Source organism: Neptuniibacter sp. QD37_6, from assembly GCF_047778085.1.
Classification (GTDB): domain Bacteria; phylum Pseudomonadota; class Gammaproteobacteria; order Pseudomonadales; family Balneatricaceae; genus Neptuniibacter.
Genome location: NZ_CP180550.1, coordinates 3,517,230 through 3,541,345 on the forward strand (window position 1 = coordinate 3,517,230; position 24,116 = coordinate 3,541,345).

The following is a 24,116-nucleotide window of genomic DNA, read 5'->3' on the forward strand; positions in this document are numbered from 1 at the left end:
TGTGCCTGATTGAGGAAATATAGTAATGCGACAGTCTTTTACTGAATGGTCAAAATCCGGCGCACCTTGGGTATGGCTTAATGCCGGTGCCGTAGCGATCTGTTTGATCATGGTTGTAGGTCTACTGACTCTTATCGCAATTCGCGGTTTGGGTCACTTCTGGCCTGCAGATGTTATCCAAGCGACTTATGTTGATAAGGGAAACAGCGTTACCCTGATCGGTGAAAAAGTCCAAACTGAAGATGTGCCTGCAGCTCAACTACGCGATAGTGGCGTAGCGGTACCGGAAGGTGTTGAGAGCATGAAGCGCAACCTGATGAAAGTAGGTAACCGTGACCACGGTGGTACTGACTTCATCTGGGTTCTGGAAGACTTCATTAAAGATCCGTCTAAACCAGAAATGCTATTCACTGCTGAGCGTCGTGAATGGGGTAACTTCTACGGTTACCTACGTGGCATCAAAGAAGATGGCAAACTGGTTTCTAGCTACGAAGGCTACGAAAAAACTGACGAGTACCTAGCTCTTTGGGCAGTACTTGAAAGTCGTATCGAACGAGCACTAGATATCCACAGTGATATCGAAGATATCGAGAAAGACCGTATTGGCTCGATCAACTACAAGTTGGAGCGTCTGCGTCTGCAAGAGCGTTCTCTACAGCTGAAAAATGTAACTGACCCAGCTCAGTACAAAGAGATTGAAGAGAAACGTGCGGCACTAGACGCAGAATACGAAGGTCTTCAAGGTGATCTACTCGCACTTTACGAGAAATTTAACCGTGACACTGTGGTTGCTGAGATCGCAAACGGCAAAATCGTAGAGTTCAAAGTTGCACACGTTGTACGTGCTTTCCTACCTAACGATATGGGTCTAGGCGGAAAAATCCTTCACTACTTCTCTAAGATCTGGGAATTCGTAAGTACAGATCCACGTGAAGCAAACACTGAAGGCGGTATCTTCCCAGCAATCTTCGGTACAGTACTGATGGTTATCATCATGTCTGTGATCGTAACGCCATTCGGTGTTGTTGCTGCGGTTTACCTACGTGAATACGCGAAACAGGGTTTTGTAACGCGCGTTATCCGTATCGCTGTAAACAACTTGGCGGGTGTACCGTCAATCGTATACGGTGTATTCGGTCTAGGTTTCTTCGTTTACTTCTTGGGTGGTCACATAGATGACGCGTTCTTCCCAGAAGCGAAACCAGCACCAACCTTTGGTACGCCAGGTCTAATGTGGGCCTCTATCACACTTGCACTACTAACAGTTCCAGTTGTGATTGTAGCGACAGAGGAAGGCCTAACACGTATCCCACGTGCGGTTCGTGAAGGTTCTTTGGCGCTAGGTGCGACAAAGTTCGAAACCCTAATGAAGATTGTAATCCCAATGGCTAGTCCAGCGATTATGACCGGTGTAATCCTTGCGATTGCCCGTGCGGCAGGTGAAGTAGCACCGCTGATGCTGGTAGGTGTAGTTAAGCTAGCACCAAGTCTGCCATTGGATATGAACTACCCGTTCCTACACTTGGATCAGAAATTTATGCACTTGGGCTTCCACATCTACGATGTTGGTTTCCAAAGCCCTAACGTTGAAGCGGCACGTCCGCTGGTATACGCAACAGCGTTTTTGTTGGTGGCAGTAATCGCGGCACTTAACTTGTCTGCAATCGCGATTCGTAACCACCTACGTGAAAAATACAAAGCGCTTGAAATGTAATAGAATTTTTAAAGGTTGCTACAATGACTAGCGAAGCTAAAACACACGCAATTGATATCTCTACAATGCAACGAGATAACCGTATTTTGAACCTTGAAGAAGAAACAATGGCTCTTGAGGTTAAAGACCTTAAATTGAGCTACGGCGATAACGAAGCGCTTCACGGTATCGATATGCACATCCCTAAGAACCGCGTTACTGCGTTTATCGGTCCTTCTGGTTGTGGTAAATCAACACTTCTACGCTGCTTCAACCGTATGAACGATCTAGTAGATGATTGCAGCATCACAGGTGAGATCCTGCTGGATGATAACAACATCTACGACCGCAGCGTTGATATCGCAGAACTACGTCGTCGCGTGGGTATGGTATTCCAGAAGCCAAACCCATTCCCGAAATCTATCTACGAAAACGTTGCTTACGGCCTGCGTATTCAGGGTGTAACTAAAAAGCGCGTTATCGATGAAACAGTTGAGTGGGCACTTAAATCTGCTGCACTTTGGGACGAAGTTAAAGACCGTCTACACGAGAGTGCACTTGGCATGTCCGGTGGTCAGCAGCAGCGTTTGGTTATCGCTCGTACGATTGCGGTAAAACCAGAAGTTCTACTGTTGGACGAACCAGCATCTGCACTTGACCCAATCTCTACATTGAAGATTGAAGAACTGATCCACGAACTGAAGAAAGACTTCACGATCGTGATCGTAACCCACAACATGCAACAGGCTGCGCGTGTATCTGATTACACTGCCTTTATGTATATGGGTGATCTTATCGAGTTTGGTGTAACAGATACGTTGTTCACTAACCCGGCTAAGAAACAAACTGAAGACTACATTACTGGCCGTTACGGTTAATGGGGAAGGAATCAGATCATGGAACTAAATACTGAAAATTATTCCACGCATATCTCAGCTCGGTTTAATGAAGAACTAGAGCAAATTAGAACCCATTTGCTAACCATGGGTGGTGTTGTAGAGCGTCAAGTACACGACTGTATCGATGCCCTACTTAACAGCGATGCAGAACTAGCGGAACAGTCTCGCAAAGTTGATAAGCAGACTAACGACATGGAAGTGATGATCGATGAACAATGCACTAAGATCATTGCACTGCGCCAGCCTGCTGCAAGTGACCTGCGTCTAATTATCGCCGTATCCAAAGCGGTATCTGACTTAGAAGGTATGGGTGATGAAGCTGCACGTATCTGCCGCCATGCGATTGAATTAGTGGAAGAAGGCGAATCACCACGCGGCTATCAGGAAGTACGTCACATCGGTAATCTTGTTCGCCAGATGGTTAAAGACGTATTAACAGCATTTGCCCGCAACGATACAGATCTTGCTTACCGCGTTGCGAAAATGGACAAATCTGTAGACCAGGAATACCGCTCTGCAATGCGTTCTCTAGCAACGTTCATGATGGAAGATCCACGTTCTATCTCTAGTGTGATGAACGTAATCTGGGTTCTACGTAGCCTTGAGCGTATCTCTGAACATGCACGTGCGATGGCTGCTCACCTGATCTACCTAGTGAGCGGTACTGATGTTCGTCACGGTAGCCTTAAGCAGATTAAAAAAGCCGTTAAACCAGGCGACGAAGATTAATCTAAGCTCCTGTTTAATAAGCTTTATCACTATAAAAAGCAGCCTCATTAGGCTGCTTTTTTTGTATTTATAGCCAAAGTTATTCGAATATTGGTCGATACTTATATGACTCATATATCAACTAGGGCTCCCATGCTGCAATACACTGTATACGCCGACCTCAACTGCCCCTTCTGCTATGCATTACATGAGCAGTTGCATCAGTTTGGTCTTTTGCAGCAAGTAGATTGGCGCTTAGTTGAGCACGCACCTGATATCGCGATTTTTAATAAAACAGCTGAAAGTCAGGCCGAACTCGCCAGTGAAGTATTCGTTGTTCGAAGCCGTGTCCCTAATATCGAAGTCGCGCTGCCTAAAGCACGAAGTGACAGTCACTTTGCCAGCCTTTGTGTAATCGAAGCGGCTGAGCATGATGTTGAAAAATCGATCCATCTTCGTCGCCTACTCTACCGTGCTCTTTGGTTCGAAGGTAAAGATATAGCGGATGTTTCTGTTATCTACGACTGCTTGATGGAAGCAGGCTTGCCGACCGAGCTGGATATCGAAGAGCCACAGGAAAACAAACTGATCGAGTGGCAAATTGCGTGGGAACAAGGTGATTTTAATCTGCGTATCCCAGTGATCTGTGCTGATGATGGTCGTATCTCGCTAGGGTTACCTAGCCCTGAAGACTTGAAAGCCTTCTTTAAAGGCAAAGAGATCGATTCTCAGGATCAACATAGGGAGAGCTGCCCGCGAGCAGAACAACAAACTATCGCAATCTACTGCGATCACAGTATCGAGATCGTCTGGCCGGTGATTGCCATTTTGCGTAACGATTACAATATATTGTTACCGGCAAACCTAACCGAGCTGAAAAACTTACTGCAGGAAGATGCTCCCGATCTGCTGCTCCTCGGTACAGAGAATCAGTGGTCGGATATGTTTGCTCTCTGTGAAGAGGTAAACAAAAACAAAGATGAGTTCCCGCTACCGATTGCGTTTCTTAGCCAACAGGTCGAAGACCAGTTAGAGCTGGACGCTTATCAAGCCGGGGCCGCAGACTTTCTTGCGCTGAACCGCTCACCTGCGGTGATTCAATCACGCATTAAAATTCTGATGCAGCTTAAACAATCGCAGGATCAGTTGGCCCGCTCCGCACGTGTTGATGGCCTAACACAGGTCAATAATCGCCGTGAGTTTGAACGCAATATAGAAACTGAATGGCGACGTGCACAGCGCTCTAAGCGTAACTTGTCGCTGATAATGCTCGATATAGACCATTTCAAACCATTTAATGATGGTTATGGTCATCTGGCCGGTGATGGCTGCCTACGCACCATCGCACAAACCATTAAAGCTTCCATTCAACGGGCACAAGATATGGTCTGCCGTTATGGTGGGGAAGAGTTTGCCGTGATTCTGCCCGAAACAGATATTGATGGCGCACAGCTGATTGCAGAAAGAATCCGTTCTGCCGTTGCTGATCTTAAGATCGAACATAAGTTTTCTAGCAGCGGCGATACCGCCACGGTCAGTGCGGGCGTCGCCTCGATTAATCCTTCTAAAGGAGGCTCGCCGCATGAACTGATCGAGCTAGCCGACCAAGCCCTCTATCAATCCAAAGAGAATGGCCGTAACAAAGTCACTCTAAGTTAGAAATACTCTAGGCCAGACATCGGAATAAAACCTGGCAGCGCTTTAATGCGATCGATCCACTGACCAATCTGTGGATAATCTTCCAACTTAATTCCACCTTCCCATGCTAAACCTACATAAGGCATCACCGCACAATCGGCAATCGTCGGACGATCTAGTGCTAACCAGTCGTTATTAGAAAGATGGGATTCCAGAAGTCCTAAAATTCTATCAGCCACCACCAACGTCGCGTCTTTATTCAGTTCATAACCAAATTTATCAACGAGTCGTGCTGCACCCGGACCATTTTGTATTTCATTTGCCGAAGTAGATAACCATTGCTGAATCTCAGCTTGCTCCTCTGGGGAGTTTCCATACCACTCTGGTGTTGCGTACTTCTGCGCTAGATACACCAAAATTGCATGGGAATCGCGTAGTACCGTTTCACCATCCTCTAACACCGGCACTTGCCCCCACGGATTCAAGTCGATCACCGGTGATTGCTTATGCATCCCCGCCAAGAAGTCCACAGCCACCAGCTCTAGCGGAATGTTGGTCAGCGATGCAAACAATCTTGCTTTGTAACAGTTACCTGATGGTTCCAAATCATACAGTTTCATTCTTATGCTCCTTAAATTGCTTCCCGTGCCCACTCAGTTTCTGTGAACCTAGGGGTAATATGCTTGGAACAATTCCAGTCAAACGCTTCCAGTTTAATATGAATAAACGATTCCGCTTTGGCCGAACTTTCCATCTGATCTGCATAGAGTTTTAAATGTTCTTCAACCGAGAGTAGCTTGACCCGGCCTAAGATCTTTAAACGCCGACGATGGGGGTAGTCCATCAAAAATAGCGCTACTTTATCGTTCTTGGAGAAATGACCTAAGCTCTGATACTGACCATTACCGCTGAAGTTGCCAAAAGCCAAGGTATTTTCATCCAGTACCTTTAGAAAGCCTTCTTCACCACCACGATGTTGAATATAGGGCCAGCTATCTTCTCCTACTGACGCCATATAAAAGCTATCCCGTGCCTGAATAAAGTCAGCTTCACGCTCAGTAAAACGTTCAAAATCAGGCATTCGCTGGCGTACTACAGCAGACTTTTCATAACTGCCGAAACGCTGCTGCATAGCCAGTACAGACTCGGTAAAGGTTATGTCGCTAAAACGATGGGCCATGAGAACACCTTGCTTAAAGATTGATCATGTCATTCATTATGTGAAAAACAGATAACGCAATAAATAGAGCAAACTGGATTTCAATAATGCACTTTATGCATTAATCTGCAGAGATGAATAAACTCAAAGCAATGGCGGTATTTGTCAAAATCGTCGACTGCGGCAGTCTTAGTGCAGCAGCAGAAAAGTTATCCATGTCACAATCCTCGGTGGTCCGAACGCTGGCGGCACTGGAGAAAGAGCTCGGTGCTCAGTTACTCTATCGCACCACCCGTAGTCTCAGCCTAACCGAGGAAGGCGATGACTACTGTCAGCGCTGCCGACAGATATTGTTGGAGGTGGAAGATGCAGAAAATGCCCTCAGCCAGCAGCAAACGATCCCTAAAGGGGTGATTCGGATCACGGCGCCACAAACCTTTGGCCGCCTACATCTCAGCCCTGTGATTAATGAGTTTTTAGAGACCTATCCGGAAATGGAGGTAGAACTACTGCTGTTGGATCGCGTAGTGGACCTGATCGAGGAAGGGATGGATATCGCCCTGCGTATCGGCCCCCTTCCCGACTCTACCCTGATCGCGAAACAGGTCGGTAAGGTCAAATACAAAGTCTGTGCAAGCCCAGCCCATATTGCAAAATACGGGGTACCGAAGCACCCAGATGAGTTAGAGCAGCTCGACTGTATTCACCTCACCGCGCTTAGATCTCACGCCACTTGGGGCTTCACTGAGGCTAACCAGCAATACAGAATCAATGTGCAGGGCAGCTTTAAAACTAACCATGTAGAAACTGCCGTGGATGCTTGTCGAGAGGGTCGTGGTTTCGGTCAGTTCTTAAGTTATCAGGTGAATCCGCATATCAGAACGGGTCAGCTGACCCCAGTCCTAGAGCAGTTTGAAAGCCCATCGATTCCGGTCAATCTGGTCTATCCACACTCGCGCCGACTATCTTCAAGAAGCCGTGCCTTTATTGAGTGGGCTCGACCACGATTGCAGCAACGCTTAGAGAACGATTAGGAATCTGCAGGCCAGTATTGAGCAAGGGGTGGGAAGCGCTCGATTAAGCCTGTACGTCCCATAGTTTCCATCAACGCCATATTACGTTCAGGAATCTCATCTGGGTTTTTATAGTGCACCAGCACACGGCTCATCTGCCCTTCACGAATAATGTGAATGGTTGGGAACGGCGCACGGTTGGTCCAATTAGTAATATCATCCGCTTCAACCCCAGAGAAACAGTAATCAGGGTGGAAGCTCGCCAGTTGGAATACACCGGCAAGGCCCGCACGCTCAAGCATAGTTTGGCAAAGATCTAGCAGATCCAGAAACGACTCAAAATCCACCGCCGTCTCGGTAAACGCAACTAAGGTTGTGGATAACTCTTCTTCGGGCGAGTCCTGAATTTTCGCAAGCTCAGCTAGGAAATCCTGCGCTGCATCGGTCATCACACTGGCATGAGATACCGCGTAACGGATGCTCTGATTGCGCACTTCAGGTGCCGCAAAGGGACATAGATTTAGGCCAACCACAATCGCCTCAACCCATTGTTGAGTTAACTGTTCAGCCTGCGTTGCTGGAAAAGAGAATTTATCAGTCGTCATAGGGAATCATTTTACCCCAGCTTCCCCGTCAATGCTCTAATTTGGTGCCTATGATGCTGACCGCCCTTTCTGCTAAGATAGCGCCACTCATCATTAGGAAGCTAAGTACCCCAGTGCCTATCAAGTCTGCTCTTACCACACAAAGTTTTGATACCCGTTGGTTGAAACTACGTCGACCACTCAAGACTGCGGTGCCTCACGAATGGCAAAGCTGGTTGCTAGATAGCGGCTCGCTAACCCAGCGCTTGCTAAAACGCAGTCAGGGAAACTTCCGTGTTGAGGTGGTAAGACAAGGATGGATGCGCCCAACTCGCTCTGAGGCCAATGCCTTAGGCATAGATCAGCGCCAATGCGCACTTGTCCGAGAGGTTCAGTTGATCGGTAACGACGTACCTTGGGTGTTTGCTCGTTCGATTATCCCCGCGCAAACCCTAACCGGCCGCGAGCGCCAACTGCGTATGTTAGGTAACCGCTCTTTGGGGAGCCTGCTATTTACCGATCCAACCATGCGCCGCGATCCTATCGAGATCAGTCGTCTGCAACTAAAAGATAAAACCGAGATCTGGGCGCGCCGCTCAGTGTTCTTCCTTTCCAATAAACCCTTGCTAGTTTCTGAAGCATTTTTGCCTGAGTTGTTGGAAAAATAGCTTTTCCAAACTTAAGTACAAAAATATTTAGAGTTGAATAACTACTCGACTATTTTCGACACAACTCAGACATTATGAGTATAAATTCTTAATTCCTTTATTAGAAAATAACCTTCCCTTTTGATTTGCATCACAATACAGACTGATAGGTCAGTCAAAATCTAATTCTATTCCTATACTCAAAATGTGTGAATTCAGAAGTATCGTGCCATGTTTGATAATAAATACACTGCCTGTGGGAAGTGCTTAAAGAGTGCTGTTGAAATTCAATTAGGGGTGAGTGAAAAAGATTGGAGTGATCTAGGCAAAGTTGGTCCACTATGTACGCCATGTTTGCAATCAATTTTGGAACACTTTAACGCAACTTCTGAAGAGAAGCAGATTAAAGTAAAAACTGTTTCATGATGATAAAACCTAACAAACCGCTATTTTCGAATTTAGACGGCAAGGGTTTCCAACTTCTTACCATCATGTCTCCTCTAGGTGAACCCGTCCTCTAGCACAGTGACTTTGTTTTTCCTCTGACTGCGTAATGGCGTCCTTGCCTACCCATCCTAAATCACCAACTGTAACAACATTCGCAAGCCGGTAATTAACAACACCACCGCGAACACTTTCTTCAGTTTGCCCGCATCCAATTTCGACGCGATGGATACGCCAATCGGAGCGAATAAAACTGTCAGTGGCACGATGCAGAGGAAACCGATCAAGTTTACTAAACCAAATGTGCCCGCTGGGGCATCGGTTGGCGTACTGCCCAGCAGCAACATAGTTACGGCACCCGGTAGGGATATGATTAGCCCAATGGCAGCAGCCGTACCCACCGCCTTATGCGCAGGATAGTTATATAGAGTCAGTAGTGGCACCGAGATTGTTCCACCGCCGATACCTACCATCGAGCTGAAAAAGCCAATGGATGTGCCCATCGCCGTTTGCCCTGCTTTGCCCGGTAGTTGTTGGAACAGTGCAGATTTACCGGTTCTAAATAGCATGTTCAGTGCAGATAGCGTCGCGATCACGCCAAATAGCGCAGTGAGCCAAGTCCCCTCGACCCGTGTTACTAGCCAACTGCCAATCAAAACACCGACAAAGATAAAGACGGCCCAACGTTTTAGTAGATCAAAGTCGACATTACCTTTTTGGTGGTGGGAGCGAATCGAGCTGATCGAGGTGGGAACGATGGTCGCCAATGAAGTTGCTGTCGCCACGACCATGGCAGATTCTGGTGATACACCAAAACTCTGAAATAGGAAAAACAGCACCGGTACGATTACGATGCCGCCACCAACACCGAGCAAGCCCGCTAGGATGCCAGCGAAAGCACCTGTTGCTAGTAGCGCTAAAAAGGTAGGGATATTGTTGATAAATAATTCAGTGATATTCATTGAGGGTCTATCTATACAGTGGCTTTACCCTGAGGTATATAGCCATAAAAGCGATGGGGCCATAAGCCCCCAATTTTTTTAGTAGTGTCGAGCTGCTTTGCTATGACAGTATTAAGCTGCCAGCTCTTTTCTAACCAGTTCTGCGCCCGCGCGCAGGGCATTCAACTTGCCACGTGCGATCTCGCGTGATAGGGGTGCCATACCGCAGTTGGTGCAAGGGTAGAGTTTGTCGGCATCAACATACTTGAGCGCGCCACGCAGTGTTTCGGCCACCTCATCCGGCGTCTCGATGGTCTCCGTTGCGACATCAATCGCACCTACCATCACTTTCTTACCGCGGATCAACTCAAGCACCTCAAGCGGTACACGGCCGTTGTGGCACTCCAAAGAGATGATATCGATATTGGATTTCTGTAGAGATGGGAACGTCTCTTCGTATTGACGCCATTCCGAGCCCAGCGTTTTTTTCCAATCGGTGTTGGCTTTAATGCCATAGCCGTAGCAGATATGCACGGCTGTTTCGCATTTAAGTCCTTCAATCGCGCGCTCAAGGCAGGCAATGCCCCATTCATTTACTTCTTCAAAGAAGACGTTAAATGCCGGCTCATCAAACTGGATAATATCCACGCCAGCCGCTTCTAGTTCTTTCGCTTCTTCGTTTAGCGCTTTAGCGAATTCCCACGCCAGATCTTTACGGCTCTTGTAGTGATCATCGTAAAGGGTATCAACCATAGTCATTGGCCCTGGTAGCGCCCATTTAATCGGCTGATCCGTTTGTTTGCGCAGGAACTTAGCGTCTTCCACAAACACAGGCTTTTGACGACTCACCGGACCAACAACAGTCGGTACGCTGGCATCATAGCGGTTACGAATTCGAACGGTTTTGCGCTTTTCAAAATCAACACCGCTCAGGTTCTCGATAAAGGTGGTCACAAAGTGCTGGCGTGTTTGCTCGCCATCGCTAACGATATCAATGCCGGCATTTTCTTGCTCTTGCAGGGTCACACGCAGTGCATCTTGCTTGCCGAACTCGAGTTCTTCACCTTCTAGTTTCCAAGGTGACCAAAGCTTCTTCGGTTCTGCTAGCCAAGAGGGTTTAGGTAAACTTCCAGCAGTTGAAGTAGGTAGTAAGTTTTTCATAATTTATACAGCTCTATATCTTGGCTTACGCGTAGTTAGCAGACCATTTTTCAAGAATTTCACCATAGGGCTTAATAAAGTGCTCTTCCGCCCATTTACCTTGCTCAACCGCTAAACGGCTGCGCTCTTCTCGGTCATACACAACTTGCGTTAGTGAATAATCTTGGTGCTTCAAACTTGGTTTAAACACTTCACCGGCAAAAGCATTGGCGTTATAAATCTCTGGGCGATAGATCTTTTGGAACGTCTCCATCGTGCTAAGGGTGCTGATCAACTCAAGGTTGGTGTAATCGTTGAGTAGATCCCCGTAGAAATAAAACGCATACGGCGCCACGCTGTTTGGCGGCATGAAGTAACGCACTTCCATGCCCATCTTTTTGAAGTACTGTTCGGTCAATGAAGGTTCATTTGGCTCGTATTCCGTACCTAATACCGGGTGGGTATTCGCCGTTTTATAATATGTTTTGTTATCCGACACACTCAGGCAGATCACCGGCAGTTTGTTGAAGTTCTGCTTGTAGACCTCTGAGTTCACAAAGTCTTTAAACATGTTGCCATGCAGCTCGCCGTAGTTATCCGGCACGCTAAATTGCTCTGCATCTTTGTTGTGATTCAATAGCAGCACGCTGAAATCATAATCACGCACGTAAGAGGAGAAGTTGTTGCCAACAATACCTTCGATACGGCGCTCAGTTTTGTGATCAAGGATGTACGTTTTTAAGATCTCAATCGTTGGGAAGTTATCGCCATTCCCTTGGACATCAATATCAACATGGATGATCTCAAGCTCTATCGAGTAACGATCATTGTTAGGGTTATCCCAAGTCGCCAGCGTATTAAAGCTGTTATCAATCATCTTGATCGCACGGCTCAAATTTTCCTTACGCTGTTCGCCACGCGCTAAGTTGGCAAAGTTAGTTGTTAGGCGAGTATTGCCTGATGGCTCATAGTTTTCGTCGAAACTAATGCGCTCAATGCTGTATTCGAAACCGTTGCTCATAATCTGTATTCCGTAGAAATTAAGTCTGACTTTTCATCGCTCTTGGGACTGTTCACCTGCCTTAAATAACCATGGGCCGATATTAGGAGCAGTCGTACTTAAGAAGCTAAGTGCACTTTTTACAGGGGCAGTTTTATGAAAAAAATTGATTAAATTTTATGGTTTGATGACCTTTACTCATGAATTGATTGAAGCAACATTTTGAAGAGGCACTACGAGGTATATTTTTGCTGGATAAGCGCCCATTTTACGCAGGCTGCATCGTCATCGGTAATGCTCAGGATCTAGTGCTAGGCAAGCGCACTGCATAGACATGTATGAGGGAAACTAATTGATCAGTGAAAATTAACCATTTCTACTCATGCAATAAGCTCCTTAAGCTGCTTGGCAATCAGTCACGAAAACAGAATATTTAGGTTTGTTTATGAGTAACGTTGCCACAACCTACCCAGTCGCTTCTTACCCTTGTCAGGTTGTTAAGTTTGCCCCTTTGAGTAATGGCTCTTTTGATACAGATACATTTGATATTGAGCTGCAATCGCCAGCAGGTACAGAGCTTAACTATCATGCAGGACAGTATCTGCAGCTCGATTTAGATGTGAATGGCGATGGTCAGCTACAAACGCTCTCTTACACCATTGCCAGTAGCCCTGATTCAGAAAACCCTCGCTGCCTAAAACTGTTTATCCATAACGGTAGTGAGTTTGCAGATAAGGTTTTGAACTGCCTATCTCAACATGCAGAAAGCCAAACTCCCCTGAATGTAACGCTGGCAATGGGGAAAGCCTTTTTACAGACTGACCTTGCTTTGCCTCACCTATTAATCGCAGCAGGCTCAGGCATATCGAAAATCAAAAGCATCACCGAAGAGATACTAAGACGTAAACCCGATGCTGAAGTGAATATTTACTGGTCGAACAAACAGATCGAAGAGTTCTATCTGCTAGAGCAGTTCCAAGCTTGGGCGGATCAGAATGCGAACCTCAGCTTCACACCAATTCTCGAATCGCCAAACGATAACTGGAACGGCCGCGCTGGCTTTATCTACGAAGTAGTAAGCAAAGATTGTGATGCTCTTGAAGGAACTCAAACCTACCTTTGCGGCTCTCCCAATATGGTTTACAGCACAATCGATCAGCTGGAGTCCAAAGGACTTAAGGAAGAGCATTGCTACTCAGATGCATTTGAGTTTGCGCCAAGGGGGCAGAAGGCTGCTATTTGAAGCGCTAATTAAGTAAAGGAAAAAGTGTAATAGCTTTCCTATTACACTGCTTAAGCATTTCTGACAAACTGGAACAGTTCTTCCTCTGGGAGAGGCTTACTGAATAGGTAACCCTGGCCGTAATCGCAGCCGAGATCTTTAAGTAGCTGGCGCTGTTCTTCTGTTTCAACACCTTCAGCTATAGTTTTCAAACCAAGGTTTTTAGCCATCTGAATAATGGTTTTAACCAGAATATAATCCTCACCCTGCTCTTTCATATCTCTAACAAAAGACTGGTCGATCTTCAGATAATCAAAAGGATAATGCTTCAGATAACCCAAAGATGAAAAACCAGTGCCAAAATCATCAAGCGCCAATGAGAACCCCTGATTCTTGATGTGATTAAGCTGCTCCAGTGCCTCATCAGGTGACTCAATCATCAGGCTTTCGGTTATTTCGATACAGACCAAATCAGGGCTCAAATCGTATTTGGTTACGATATCTCCGGTCGAAGCCCGCTCTCCTTTGCTGAAGTTGAACTCACCCGGCGAGCGATTAACCGTGACGCCTACAGGGTTCTTTTGCTCGCGACTCAATTCAGAATTCAACTGAGCAAAAATCTGAACAGAGCGGTTGAATATCAATTCACCTAACTTCTGTATAAGCCCAGTTGATTCTGCTATTGGAATAAATTCGGCTGGGGAAACCTGACCTAACTGCTCATCAGTCCAGCGAGCCAATGCTTCACAGTGATGAACTGACATATCTTTCAGATTAATGATCGGCTGGAAATACGGCTCAATCATCCCTTCAGAGATCGCTTTATACAGTCTATTTTCTACCCTGTCGTGGCGACGGGCCTGCTCTTCAAACTCCTGACTATAAAAACTATAACCACCACGGTAATGCTGTTTCGCAAAACGTAGTGCTTTGTGGGCATTACGCATTAGAGACTCAAGATCGTCGGCGTCTTCACCCAAGATACTAATACCCACAGAACAGGAAGGAGAGATATCACCTAATTCAGTGTGAATATTCTCCGTAAATAACTGTAAAGTACGTTTAATTTGTTTTTCCAGACGATGGAAGCTGTCGTAACCCGCCAGCAATGCAAAGTCATCACCGCCGAGGCGGGCCAGTAGATCACTGTCACGGGTCTGGCCTTTGAGTTTCTCACCAATGGTCTTAACAACCATATCTCCAACGATATGCCCGTATGAAGAGTTCACCATATTCAGGTTATCGATATTCATGCGAATCAGGGCAATATGCTGGCTCGCCCTTTTAGCCACTGCGATCGCTTTATTGGCATGATCGTGGAATTCAAAGCTATTACTCAGCCCAGTCAAGTAGTCATGGGTAGCCTGGTGATAAAGCTGCTCCTGTAACTCTTTCTCAGAACTGATATCCCTAAAACTGGAGATAAAGTTGGATATTCCACCCTGATCATTTTTAACCAGAGTAATTGAACTCCAGACCGGATAAGTTTCACCATTTTTACGCCGATTCCACAACTCACCCTGCCATATGCCTTTTGTGTAGAGATCCTGCCACATCCCATTGTAGAAAGATTTCGGTTGTAGCCCTGAACTTAACATACTTGGGTTATTACCGATCAGCTCTTCCCGACTGTAACCACACGTCCTTTCAAAAGCAGTGTTTACTTCAAGAATATTGTTGTTTTCATCAGAGACCAGAAGTCCCTCATTGGTATGTTCAAACACTCGATGAGAAAGATCTAACTGCTGATTTTTCTTTTGCAAAAGAGAGATCTGCTTCTGCAGTTCCCGCTCCCAGAGGCTACGTTCCAATTCAGCAGAAGCACGAATGGCGAAAAGATCAAAAATGCCCAGAATATCATCACTGGCCTGATCCTTTTGCTTAAACATCGCAATCAATAAACCTATAGGTTGTCCCTCAGCACTTTTCAGACTTTTGCCGACATAACCTTCCAAACCAAAGTCATCCAGCATTTTGTCGCCAGGGAAAAGAGTTGCAATATCACGGGGATAAACACATATGCCGCCACTGTAAACTTTATCGCAAGGTGTCCCCTCTAAATCATAAGAGAGTTTGTCACCTAACTGTCCTTCGCACCATAAGGAGACAGTATTTGCTTGGTGAGACACAAGATCCAGCTCACCAATCAGAACATAATCAGCATCAATCAATTGGGCGAGACTGGTGACCAAGACATCAAAATACTGATGACCACTATGTTCATTTACCAGCTTCAACGCGGCATCAATAGATTGATCAAGTTTTAAACTCATACTTCGGATATTCTCACTTAACTGAGTTTGTCCCTGAGTACTTTAAATTGCCCCATTCGTCCTGATTGATGGCTTTGCTATATCAAGGATAGCCTTTTATAAAATAACCGACGAATTAATGCTCGCTTCTGGCTGGTTGAAGAAAGAAAGCAAACTCTTACTCTAGGCTAAGCGACGTTCTGACACAAAAAAAGCAGCCTAAAGGCTGCTTTCGCTCAATAAATCCGTTGTTTACCGCACTACTTCCCCAACATCCCATTAAGTTCAGGGATACAGGAGCCGCAGTTCGTACCGCACTTCAGCTTATTTCCTAGTGCATCGAGTGAGTTACAGCCCTGTTGGATCGCATCTTCGATCGCGTGGCTACCTACTTGGTAACAGCTACAGATGATCTCGCCCGGATCTTCCAGTTCGCAGCCGGTTACGCTAAGTAGGAAACGACGTTGATCCATATTCACTTCGGTTTCGGCAAAGAGTTGCTCCAACCACAAGGTCGATGGGATCTGGCCATAAGGCATACGGAAGAAGGCCCACTCAAGCTGCTCGCCATTTAGACCCGCTGCACGGAAGCTCTTCTGGTTGGCATCTTCCAACCAAATATCGATTTCACCAAACTGTTGCTGACACCAGCTACGCATATCTTCGATTTTGATGCTGTCTGCCAGATAGTAGAGCGATGCACTCTCTTTGGGCACGCGAGACCAGTATTCAACCGGTAACGCATCATCAAGGGGCTTGCGGGTAATCAGCCAACCTTCCCAAGCGGGGTTATACGGCTCGACATTTACCACGGCGTGTTTACCTTCTGGCTGACCCGAGAACGGGTCGACCGCCGGTTGAACAAGAGCACCCATACGCGCCTTGGCACTGAACTGTTTGTTCCAGTGCATAGGGACAAAGATTTCACCACGGCGCTGATCGGTATCGACGATACGGGCACGACCTATATATTCCGCCTGTATGTTTTTAAGTTTAACGAGCTCAGATTCTTTGATATTCAGTTTTTCCGCGTCCTCTCTGTTGAGCTCAACAAAGGGTTCTTCGCGGTGTTGAAAAAGGCGGCTGGTACGCCCTGTATGGGTCATTGTGTGCCACTGGTCACGAATACGGCCGGTATTCATAACAAAAGGCATTGCGTCACAAGGCTGCTGTAGCGGGTCGTGTGGATCGACCGTAATAAACTGCGCCTTCCCCGATGGCGTAAAGAACTTACCGTCAGCAAATAGACGCGCGGTGCCATATGGCGCAGCATCGGTTACCGGCCATTGCTGTGGTTTTAAGGCATCATAGCTTTTCAGATCCAGATCTTGCAGCTGGCTTATATCAAAGGCGCGGCTGCCGTTGTTTTCAAAACCCGATAACTCAGCATGCTCTTTAAAGATCTCGTATGGGTGGTCGTAGTTGAAGGCCTGCTCATAGCCCATACGTTTTGCGACTTCGCTGATAATCCACCAGTCCGGTTTAGCTTCACCTGATGGCGGAAGTAAGCTGCGCTGACGGGAGATACGACGCTCGGAGTTAGTTACAGTACCGTTTTTCTCACTCCAGCCCGTCGCTGGTAAACATACATTGGCAAGGGCAACCGTATCGGTATGCGCCATACAGTCAGATACCACCACCAGCGGACATTGCTTCAGGCTTCGTACCACTTGATCAGCATTTGGCAAACTTACCGCAGGGTTGGTACCCATAATCCAGATCGCTTTTACTTTGCCCGCTTCAATCGCTTCGAACAGATCCACCGCTTTATAACCGGCGCTGGTCGCAACATTATCACTGCCCCAAAATCGTCCTACACAGTCGACCGCCTCTGGCGAGTTTAGCTCCATATGTGCTGCAAGCTGATTCGCTAGGCCACCGACTTCGCGGCCACCCATTGCGTTTGGCTGTCCAGTAATAGAGAACGGTCCTGCACCCTCTTTACCCAAGCGACCCGTCGCAAGGTGACAGTTAATAATGGCATTGGAGTTATCGGTTCCGCTGGCGGACTGGTTCACCCCTTGCGAGTAGAAGGTCACAACTTTTTCAGTTTTGGCGTACCACTCAAAGAAAGTGCGCAATTGCATGATAGGTAGATCGCAAGCTTTAGCCACGCTATCCACATCTGGGAAAGTAAACTCAGCATTAGCACGGGCATCAGCGAAGCCTTCAGTGAAGTTGGCGATATATTCGTAATCAAGATGATCATGACGCGCTAAGTAAGAAAGCAAACCAGTAAACAGAGAGCTATCGGTTTCGGCTTTGAGCTGAATATGCAGATCGGCGATATCACAAGTCGCGGTGCGACGTGGGTCCACCACTACAATTTTCAGATTAGGATTCTTAGCTTTTGCCGCTTTCATGCGTTGGAAAAGGATTGGATGGTTCCACGCAGCATTTGAACCGGTGATGATGATCAGCTCGGCAAGTTCTAGGTCTTCATAGCAGCAAGGCACAGCATCGGCACCAAAAGCGCGCTTATAACCCGCCACGGCTGATGACATACACAGGCGCGAGTTGGTATCGACATTGGCGGTGCCGACAAAGCCTTTCATCAGTTTGTTGGCAATATAGTAATCTTCGGTAAGGAGCTGACCGGAGAGATAAAAGGCCACAGAATCGGGACCGTGCTCCATTATTGTGCGTTTAAAACCTTCAGCGACTGTTTCCAGAGCACTGTCCCATTCAACAATTTCGTCATCGACGACTGGGTTAAGTAAGCGCCCTTCGGCCCCTAATACCTCGTTTAAAGAGGAGCCTTTTACGCATAAACGGCCAAAATTAGCGGGGTGTTCTTCGTTACCCTTTACTGCAACTACGCAATCGTCAGCAATTTCAGCCTTTACCCCGCAGCCCACGCCGCAGTAAGGACAGGTCGTTGTCGTTTGCATCTTTACCTCCAATAAAACTATCCAAGAGCAACGTAAATGTTTGGCTTACTGGTCAGTTTTTTTGGAATGCAGGCACCTGCATACCCTAAACTGAAGAAAGAGTAAGCACGCACCGTTGCGCATCAAAATGTATTGCTCCTAGTACAGCAAAGCGCGTGCCACAAAGCTCTAAAATAACCATGGAACAAATATTGCTTTATGACAGGCTATCCAATTCCGGAACTGGATTAATGAGTAAAGTAAACTGTTTAAACGTGCTGTTGATCGATGACGAGCCCATTCGTGTGAATGCGCTTGAGAAGGCGTTAAATACGCTGGGGCACCATGTTGTCTGTCATCTACCTAACACCACTGATCTAAATAAGCATGTCGAGGAGAACCACCCCGACATAGTCATTATAGATATGGATTCACCCAACCGTGACACGTTGGAAAGTATGGCGACGATGAGCCAGAACAATCCACGCCCGATCGTTTTCTTTGCGGAACAACAGAACGACCGCAGGACGATGGCCGAAGCAATTAACGCCGGTGTCAGCGCTTATATAGCCGACGGTCTACAACCCGACCGCGTAAAAGCGATTATGGATACGGCGATCGCTCATTTCGATGCTCACAGTTTATTACGTGAAGAGTTGGAGAAAACCAGAAACCAACTGGCAGAACGCAAAACCATAGAGAAAGCCAAAGGCATGCTGATGAAGCATCAAGGCTGCGATGAAGAACAGGCATATCAAACCCTGCGTAAGCTTGCGATGGACCGAGGCCAGAAAATTCCCGATGTGGCACGAAATGTGATTGAAGTTTTACAACTGGCGAACGGCCTGAGTAAGTAAAAGAGATAGGAGCTGATATGTCAGATGCACTGACACTAGAAAAAACTGACCTGAAACTAGGTTTTGTGGCACTGCTCGATTGTACCCCTTTGGTTGTTGCGCGCGAGAAAGGCTTTTTTAAGAAACATGGTTTGAATGTCATCCTGAGTAAAGAGTCCTCTTGGGCCTCTATTCGCGACAAAGTAAGTTTTGGATTATTTGATGCGGCACACATGCTGGCACCGATGCCGCTGGCTGCAACATTGGGCTTAAACGGTAACCCGACACCGATGATGACGGCGTTATCCCTAAGCCAGAACGGTACGGCGATTACTCTATCGCAAGAATTGTATATGGCGCTGTCCAATAAGATCTCTGATTGGGATGACAGCGAACAGGTCGGCCAACAGTTTAAAGAGCTGATCCAGCAAAGCGGACGAAAACCGGTTATCGCTACCGTTTACCCCTACTCAAACCATCACTACCAACTACGCTTCTGGTTAAACCAGAACAACATCAATACCGAAGAGGATGTTCAGCTGGTCGCGGTACCACCGACCAAAATGCTCGATAACCTTTCCACCGGTTTGATCGATGGTTACTGCGTAGGTGAACCTTGGAATAGCTTAGCTTTAGTGCAACAGATTGGTGGTCTTGTGAGTACCGGCCATAAGATTTGGGGCTCCCATATGGAAAAAGTACTGGGCGTCACGCAGCAGTGGGCCGATGAACACCCAAATACCCACCGCGCATTGATTACAGCGATCCACGAAGCCTGTCTGTGGGCGGAGGAACCAAGCAATCAGGCTGAGATTTTGAAACTCCTCGCACTGCCACCTTATTTAGATCAAGCAGCAGAGCAGTTATCTAAGTTCACACCACCTTATTCGATGGAGCAGCATTTCTCCGGTGAGAATGTGAACTGCCCAGATCCTGACCATGGGCTGTTCTTAATCGATCAGATGCGTAAATGCGGCCAGATTGGCAAGCAGGAATTTGATCAAGATGAGATCGTTCATAACGTCTATCGCAAAGATCTATATCAAAACTGGATTGGCGCTTAACTAAGCTCAACAATCAGCACTTAAAACAAGCTCAGTTTTAATAACTGAGCTTTTTTTTTCGGCAAATTTTCCCGACAAAAAACACCCTACCTTTCTAACAAACCCTTCTCCTTTTAAAGCCCCTTTTCTGACCAGACGCCCCAAAACATTTTTCGTTTGCCCTATTTTTGCCCCCTCACTTTTGCACCAACTTAATGAACCAAAGCCCCATTGTGCACCGCAACAAAACACAACAAAAATTCCAAAAAACAAACAAATTAATCGTAACCAATTGTTTTTTATGGATTTTCAAAACTCTGGCACAGCACCTGCTCTATTAGATAGCAAATGAGGACACCAATGGCGGTGCACTCTAATAGTTAGAAACGACCCAGAAGGTCACAAAATTTGAAACTAGGCAAAGGCGCCTCGGCTGATCACATTGATGTGATCATGTTCGGCGCCTTTTTGTTTTTAAGATTGGGAGAACGATCCATGCTTAAGAAGAAAAAGGCTCTACTAAGTAAAGTTATCAGCGGTGCAGTTTTAGCTGCTTCATTAATTACCGTGCCTGCATGGGCAGCAATTGGTGAGCCTGAAAAAGAAGATCTGAAGTTTGGTTTTATCAAACTGACAGATATGGCTCCTCTAGCGGTTGCGTACGAAAAAGGCTTCTTTGAAGATGAAGGCCTCTACGTAACCCTAGAAGCGCAAGCAAACTGGAAAGTTCTTCTCGACCGTGTCATTGACGGTCAGCTAGATGGCGCGCACATGCTTGCCGGCCAGCCGTTAGGAGCAACTATCGGTTTCGGTACGCAGTCTCATATCATCACTGCATTCTCTATGGACCTTAACGGTAACGCGATCACTGTATCTAACGATATCTGGGATCAGATGAAAGAGTATGTGCCTAAACAAGCTGATGGCAAACCAGTTCACCCGATCAAAGCCGATGCGCTAAAACCTGTTGTTGAGAAATATAAAGACGAAGGTAAGCCATTTAACATGGGTATGGTATTCCCAGTATCTACCCACAACTATGAGCTACGTTACTGGCTAGCGGCGGGTGGTATCCACCCAGGTTACTACGCACCTCATAACGGTGATACGTCCGGTACGATCGATGCCGATGCCCTACTGTCTGTAACACCTCCACCACAGATGCCAGCAACAATGGAAGCAGGCACGATCTACGGTTACTGCGTAGGGGAACCATGGAACCAGCAGGCTGTATTTAAAGGTATTGGTGTACCTGTAGTCACTGACTACGAGATCTGGAAAAACAACCCAGAGAAAGTATTTGGTGTATCTAAAGCATGGGCTGACGAAAACCCGAATACTCACCTTCGTGTCGTTAAAGCGATGATCCGTGCAGCGAAATGGCTGGACGATAACAACAACGCTAACCGCCCAGAGGCAGTAAAAATCTTGTCTCAGCCTAACTATGTAGGTGCGGACTACGACGTTATTGCTAACTCAATGACAGGTACATTTGAGTACGAAAAAGGCGATAAGCGTGAAGTGCCAGACTTCAACGTATTCTTCCGTTACAACGCGACTTACCCGTACTACTCCGATGCGATCTGGTACCTAACTCAGATGCGTCGTTGGGGTCAGATCTCTGAACCTAAGTCTGACCAGTGGTTCATGGATATCGCGAAGAAAGTTTACCGTCCTGATATCTACGCTACAGCAGCTAAAGAGTTGATCGAAGAAGGTAAGATGACGCCGGACATGTTCCCAGACTTCAACACTGAAGATGGTTTCCGTGCTCCGCAGACTCACTTTATCGACAACATCACTTACGACGGTAAGAAGCCAAACGATTACCTGAAGAAGTTCAACATTGGTCTGAAACCAGAACAGAAAATCTAATCTGACTGGTTCAGCATATTCCTCCCCCTAGGTATTGGGGGAGGAATTCAGGTCAACGAGGGAGTAGCAAGTTATGAGTAATACATCCGCACTATCAGGCATCAGTGCCTTTTTTGAAAACCCGAAAGACAATCTACAGAAGTTCAGCAAAACCCTTCTGGTACCTCTGGTTGGTCTACTAATTTTCCTTTTCGTGTGGGAGATCGGCGCGAAAAGCATTAATACATCCTTGGGTGCTTTCCCTGGCCCTATGGCAGTGTATGAACAAACCATCAATCTGGTAAACGATCACCAGAATGAACGTAATAAAGAGGCTGCTTTCTACGAGCGCCAAGAGAAGCGTAACGCTAAGAAGCTAGAAAAAGACCCGAACGCTAAAGTAAAAATCCGTCCTTACACAGGCAACCCGACGTTCTTTGATCAGATCGGTACGAGCCTAGTAACGGTATTGTCAGGCTTTATTCTGGCATCCCTGATCGCTATCCCTGCGGGTATCGTGATCGGCTTAAACAATACTCTTTACTCTGCACTGAACCCGTTGGTTCAGTTGTTTAAACCGGTATCGCCACTGGCATGGTTGCCACTGGTTACTATGGTTGTCAGTGCGGTTTATGTCAGCAAGGACCCAATGTTTGCTAAGTCCTTTGTGACATCTCTAATCACTGTATCTCTATGTAGTTTGTGGCCAACACTGCTTAACACAGCGGTAGGTGTATCTAGCATCAGTAAAGATCTGCAGAACGTATCTCAGGTACTACGTCTGAGCTGGTTCGCACATGTCAGCAAAATTGTACTGCCATCCTCTATCCCGATGATCTTCACAGGTTTGCGTCTATCACTGGGTATCGCGTGGATGGTATTGATCGCCGCAGAGATGCTGGCGCAAAACCCTGGTCTAGGTAAGTTCGTATGGGATGAGTTCCAGAACGGTAGCTCCAGCTCCCTAGGCCGCATCATGGTAGCCGTGCTTGTGATTGGTCTGATCGGCTTCATGCTAGACCGCGTTATGTTGTTCCTGCAGAAGAAAGTGTCTTGGGATAAGACTGCGGTACTTAGATAAGTAAGGCGCTATAAAGCAAAACGTTACATAGGACGTTAACAGAATTTAAAGCCTGAGAGGCCAAGCCTCTCAGCAGGAGAATTATCATGACTCAGCCTCCAAAGCATTTAGAACTAACAAAAGTAGATATTGATTTCCCAACCCCTAACGGCCCATTCAAAGCGCTACAGGATGTGAACTTAACCATCAATAAAGGTGAGTTTGTCTCGCTAATCGGTCACTCCGGTTGTGGTAAATCGACTGTACTGAATATCGTTGCAGGCCTTTATCAAGCGACTAAAGGTGGCTGCCTACTTGATGGTAAAGAGGTCAATGCACCGGGCCCTGAACGTGCAGTGGTTTTCCAGAACCACTCCCTATTGCCATGGTTAAGCGCTTACGAAAACGTTGAGCTAGCCGTGAAACAGGTTTTCGGTAAGCAGAAATCAAAAGCAGAGATGCGCGAGTGGATTGAGCACAACCTATCGCTAGTACACATGGATCACGCGATGGACAAACGTCCGGATGAGATCTCAGGCGGTATGAAGCAGCGTGTAGGTATCGCCCGTGCACTTGCAATGGAGCCGACCGTAATGCTGATGGATGAGCCATTCGGTGCATTGGATGCCCTCACCCGCGCTCACCTGCAGGACTCTCTGATGGAGATCCAAAAAGATCTCAACAACACCGTGATTATGATTACCCACGATGTCGATGAAGCAGTACTGCTATCTGACCGAATCGTGATGATGACCAATGGCCCAGCTGCGACTGTTGGTGAAATTCTAGATATTGACCTGCCGCGTCCACGTGACCGTATCGCATTGGCGGATGACCCACAGTACAACCACTATCGTCATGAAGTGCTGACCTTCCTATATGAGAAGCAACGCAAGCCTGACAGTGCTGAATCCGCACCAAAAGAGGATAAAAAGCAAGATCTGGCACAGGATGTGCAAGATGATAAAGCAGAAAGCGAGGAAAAAGCTGCTTAAGCGCTGAAACCCTACATTTCAACGGTGAATTCTAGGATTTGGTCAGACTAAAGCAGTGCATAGCTAAGAAAGCGCACCAACAAAGCGCACCTTATTAGCTAGTCTGAATGCTCCAACG

22 protein-coding genes are annotated in these 24,116 nt (G+C 46.7%); 13 read left to right on the forward strand and 9 right to left on the reverse strand.

What is annotated here, in order from left to right:
- The first annotated feature begins 25 nt into the window (after positions 1–25).
- From pstA to ACMXYO_RS16895, 4 genes are all read left to right on the forward strand, one after another.
- Positions 26–1,714: a phosphate ABC transporter permease PstA gene (gene pstA / locus ACMXYO_RS16880; RefSeq protein WP_415886295.1), complete on the forward strand. Its 1,689-nt coding sequence runs from the start codon at positions 26–28 to the stop codon at positions 1,712–1,714.
- A gap of 23 nt (positions 1,715–1,737) precedes the next feature.
- Complete coding sequence (gene pstB, locus ACMXYO_RS16885; protein ID WP_415886296.1) at positions 1,738–2,571, forward strand: phosphate ABC transporter ATP-binding protein PstB; 834 nt, start codon at positions 1,738–1,740, stop codon at positions 2,569–2,571.
- A gap of 18 nt (positions 2,572–2,589) precedes the next feature.
- Complete coding sequence (gene phoU / locus ACMXYO_RS16890; protein WP_415886298.1) at positions 2,590–3,321, forward strand: phosphate signaling complex protein PhoU; 732 nt, start codon at positions 2,590–2,592, stop codon at positions 3,319–3,321.
- A gap of 132 nt (positions 3,322–3,453) precedes the next feature.
- Positions 3,454–4,959 carry a diguanylate cyclase gene (locus ACMXYO_RS16895; RefSeq protein WP_415886299.1) on the forward strand — a complete coding sequence of 502 codons (1,506 nt, stop codon included), beginning with the start codon at positions 3,454–3,456 and terminating at the stop codon, positions 4,957–4,959.
- Here the strand turns inward: ACMXYO_RS16895 and ACMXYO_RS16900 are convergent.
- A complete protein-coding gene (locus ACMXYO_RS16900) occupies positions 4,956–5,558 on the reverse strand; it encodes a glutathione S-transferase family protein (RefSeq protein WP_415886300.1) in 603 nt (200 codons plus the stop codon). The two genes, ACMXYO_RS16895 and ACMXYO_RS16900, sit on opposite strands and share 4 nt — an antisense overlap.
- Positions 5,559–5,569: 11 nt before the next feature.
- Entirely contained in the window at positions 5,570–6,118 is a 549-nt protein-coding gene (locus ACMXYO_RS16905; protein ID WP_415886301.1) for a pyridoxamine 5'-phosphate oxidase family protein, read from the reverse strand.
- A gap of 113 nt (positions 6,119–6,231) precedes the next feature.
- On the opposite strand from ACMXYO_RS16905, the gene ACMXYO_RS16910 reads away from it, so the two are divergent.
- Positions 6,232–7,131 carry a LysR substrate-binding domain-containing protein gene (locus ACMXYO_RS16910; RefSeq protein ID WP_415886302.1) on the forward strand — a complete coding sequence of 300 codons (900 nt, stop codon included), beginning with the start codon at positions 6,232–6,234 and terminating at the stop codon, positions 7,129–7,131.
- Here ACMXYO_RS16910 and ACMXYO_RS16915 read toward each other — a convergent pair.
- A complete protein-coding gene (locus ACMXYO_RS16915) occupies positions 7,128–7,715 on the reverse strand; it encodes a DUF1415 domain-containing protein (protein WP_415886303.1) in 588 nt (195 codons plus the stop codon). The two genes, ACMXYO_RS16910 and ACMXYO_RS16915, sit on opposite strands and share 4 nt — an antisense overlap.
- Positions 7,716–7,765: 50 nt before the next feature.
- On the opposite strand from ACMXYO_RS16915, the gene ACMXYO_RS16920 reads away from it, so the two are divergent.
- Positions 7,766–8,362 carry a chorismate--pyruvate lyase family protein gene (locus ACMXYO_RS16920; protein WP_415886304.1) on the forward strand — a complete coding sequence of 199 codons (597 nt, stop codon included), beginning with the start codon at positions 7,766–7,768 and terminating at the stop codon, positions 8,360–8,362.
- 210 nt (positions 8,363–8,572) lie between these two features.
- Positions 8,573–8,767: a hypothetical protein gene (locus tag ACMXYO_RS16925; RefSeq protein WP_415886305.1), complete on the forward strand. Its 195-nt coding sequence runs from the start codon at positions 8,573–8,575 to the stop codon at positions 8,765–8,767.
- Between the two features lie 149 nt (positions 8,768–8,916).
- Here the strand turns inward: ACMXYO_RS16925 and ACMXYO_RS16930 are convergent, their stop codons facing one another.
- The 3 genes from ACMXYO_RS16930 to ACMXYO_RS16940 form a co-directional block, all read right to left on the reverse strand.
- Positions 8,917–9,747 (reverse strand): sulfite exporter TauE/SafE family protein, encoded by an 831-nt coding sequence (locus ACMXYO_RS16930; RefSeq protein WP_415886306.1) that lies wholly within the window; start codon positions 9,745–9,747, stop codon positions 8,917–8,919.
- 111 nt (positions 9,748–9,858) lie between these two features.
- Positions 9,859–10,887, reverse strand: a complete 1,029-nt coding sequence (locus ACMXYO_RS16935; RefSeq protein WP_415886307.1) for a methionine synthase — start codon at positions 10,885–10,887, stop codon at positions 9,859–9,861.
- Between the two features lie 25 nt (positions 10,888–10,912).
- On the reverse strand, positions 10,913–11,887 hold the full coding sequence (locus ACMXYO_RS16940) for a DUF1852 domain-containing protein (protein ID WP_415886308.1): 975 nt from the start codon (positions 11,885–11,887) through the stop codon (positions 10,913–10,915).
- 424 nt (positions 11,888–12,311) lie between these two features.
- Here ACMXYO_RS16940 and ACMXYO_RS16945 point away from each other — a divergent pair, with 424 nt between their 5' ends.
- On the forward strand, positions 12,312–13,109 hold the full coding sequence (locus ACMXYO_RS16945; protein ID WP_415886309.1) for an NAD(P)H-flavin reductase: 798 nt from the start codon (positions 12,312–12,314) through the stop codon (positions 13,107–13,109).
- Positions 13,110–13,159: 50 nt separating this feature from the next.
- On the opposite strand, the gene ACMXYO_RS16950 is transcribed toward ACMXYO_RS16945, so the two are convergent.
- Positions 13,160–15,361 (reverse strand): EAL domain-containing protein, encoded by a 2,202-nt coding sequence (locus ACMXYO_RS16950; protein WP_415886310.1) that lies wholly within the window; start codon positions 15,359–15,361, stop codon positions 13,160–13,162.
- A 239-nt stretch (positions 15,362–15,600) separates the two neighbouring features.
- Positions 15,601–18,231, reverse strand: a complete 2,631-nt coding sequence (locus tag ACMXYO_RS16955; RefSeq protein WP_415886311.1) for a molybdopterin-dependent oxidoreductase — start codon at positions 18,229–18,231, stop codon at positions 15,601–15,603.
- A 230-nt stretch (positions 18,232–18,461) separates the two neighbouring features.
- On the opposite strand from ACMXYO_RS16955, the gene ACMXYO_RS16960 reads away from it, so the two are divergent.
- Complete coding sequence (locus ACMXYO_RS16960) at positions 18,462–19,067, forward strand: ANTAR domain-containing response regulator (protein ID WP_415882905.1); 606 nt, start codon at positions 18,462–18,464, stop codon at positions 19,065–19,067.
- A 17-nt stretch (positions 19,068–19,084) separates the two neighbouring features.
- Complete coding sequence (locus ACMXYO_RS16965) at positions 19,085–20,110, forward strand: CmpA/NrtA family ABC transporter substrate-binding protein (RefSeq protein WP_415886312.1); 1,026 nt, start codon at positions 19,085–19,087, stop codon at positions 20,108–20,110.
- Between the two features lie 6 nt (positions 20,111–20,116).
- Here ACMXYO_RS16965 and ACMXYO_RS16970 read toward each other — a convergent pair whose 3' ends face one another.
- The gene (locus tag ACMXYO_RS16970) at positions 20,117–20,362 is read right to left on the reverse strand and encodes a hypothetical protein (RefSeq protein ID WP_415886313.1); all 246 of its coding nucleotides are present in this window, start codon (positions 20,360–20,362) and stop codon (positions 20,117–20,119) included.
- A gap of 222 nt (positions 20,363–20,584) precedes the next feature.
- Here ACMXYO_RS16970 and ACMXYO_RS16975 point away from each other — a divergent pair, with 222 nt between their 5' ends.
- The 3 genes from ACMXYO_RS16975 (at position 20,585) to ACMXYO_RS16985 (ending at position 23,998) form a co-directional block, all read left to right on the forward strand.
- Complete coding sequence (locus tag ACMXYO_RS16975) at positions 20,585–21,964, forward strand: CmpA/NrtA family ABC transporter substrate-binding protein (protein WP_415886314.1); 1,380 nt, start codon at positions 20,585–20,587, stop codon at positions 21,962–21,964.
- Positions 21,965–22,037: 73 nt separating this feature from the next.
- Positions 22,038–23,024 carry an ABC transporter permease gene (locus ACMXYO_RS16980; protein WP_415886315.1) on the forward strand — a complete coding sequence of 329 codons (987 nt, stop codon included), beginning with the start codon at positions 22,038–22,040 and terminating at the stop codon, positions 23,022–23,024.
- Between the two features lie 86 nt (positions 23,025–23,110).
- Entirely contained in the window at positions 23,111–23,998 is an 888-nt protein-coding gene (locus tag ACMXYO_RS16985; protein WP_415886316.1) for an ABC transporter ATP-binding protein, read from the forward strand.
- Positions 23,999–24,116 lie beyond the last annotated feature (118 nt).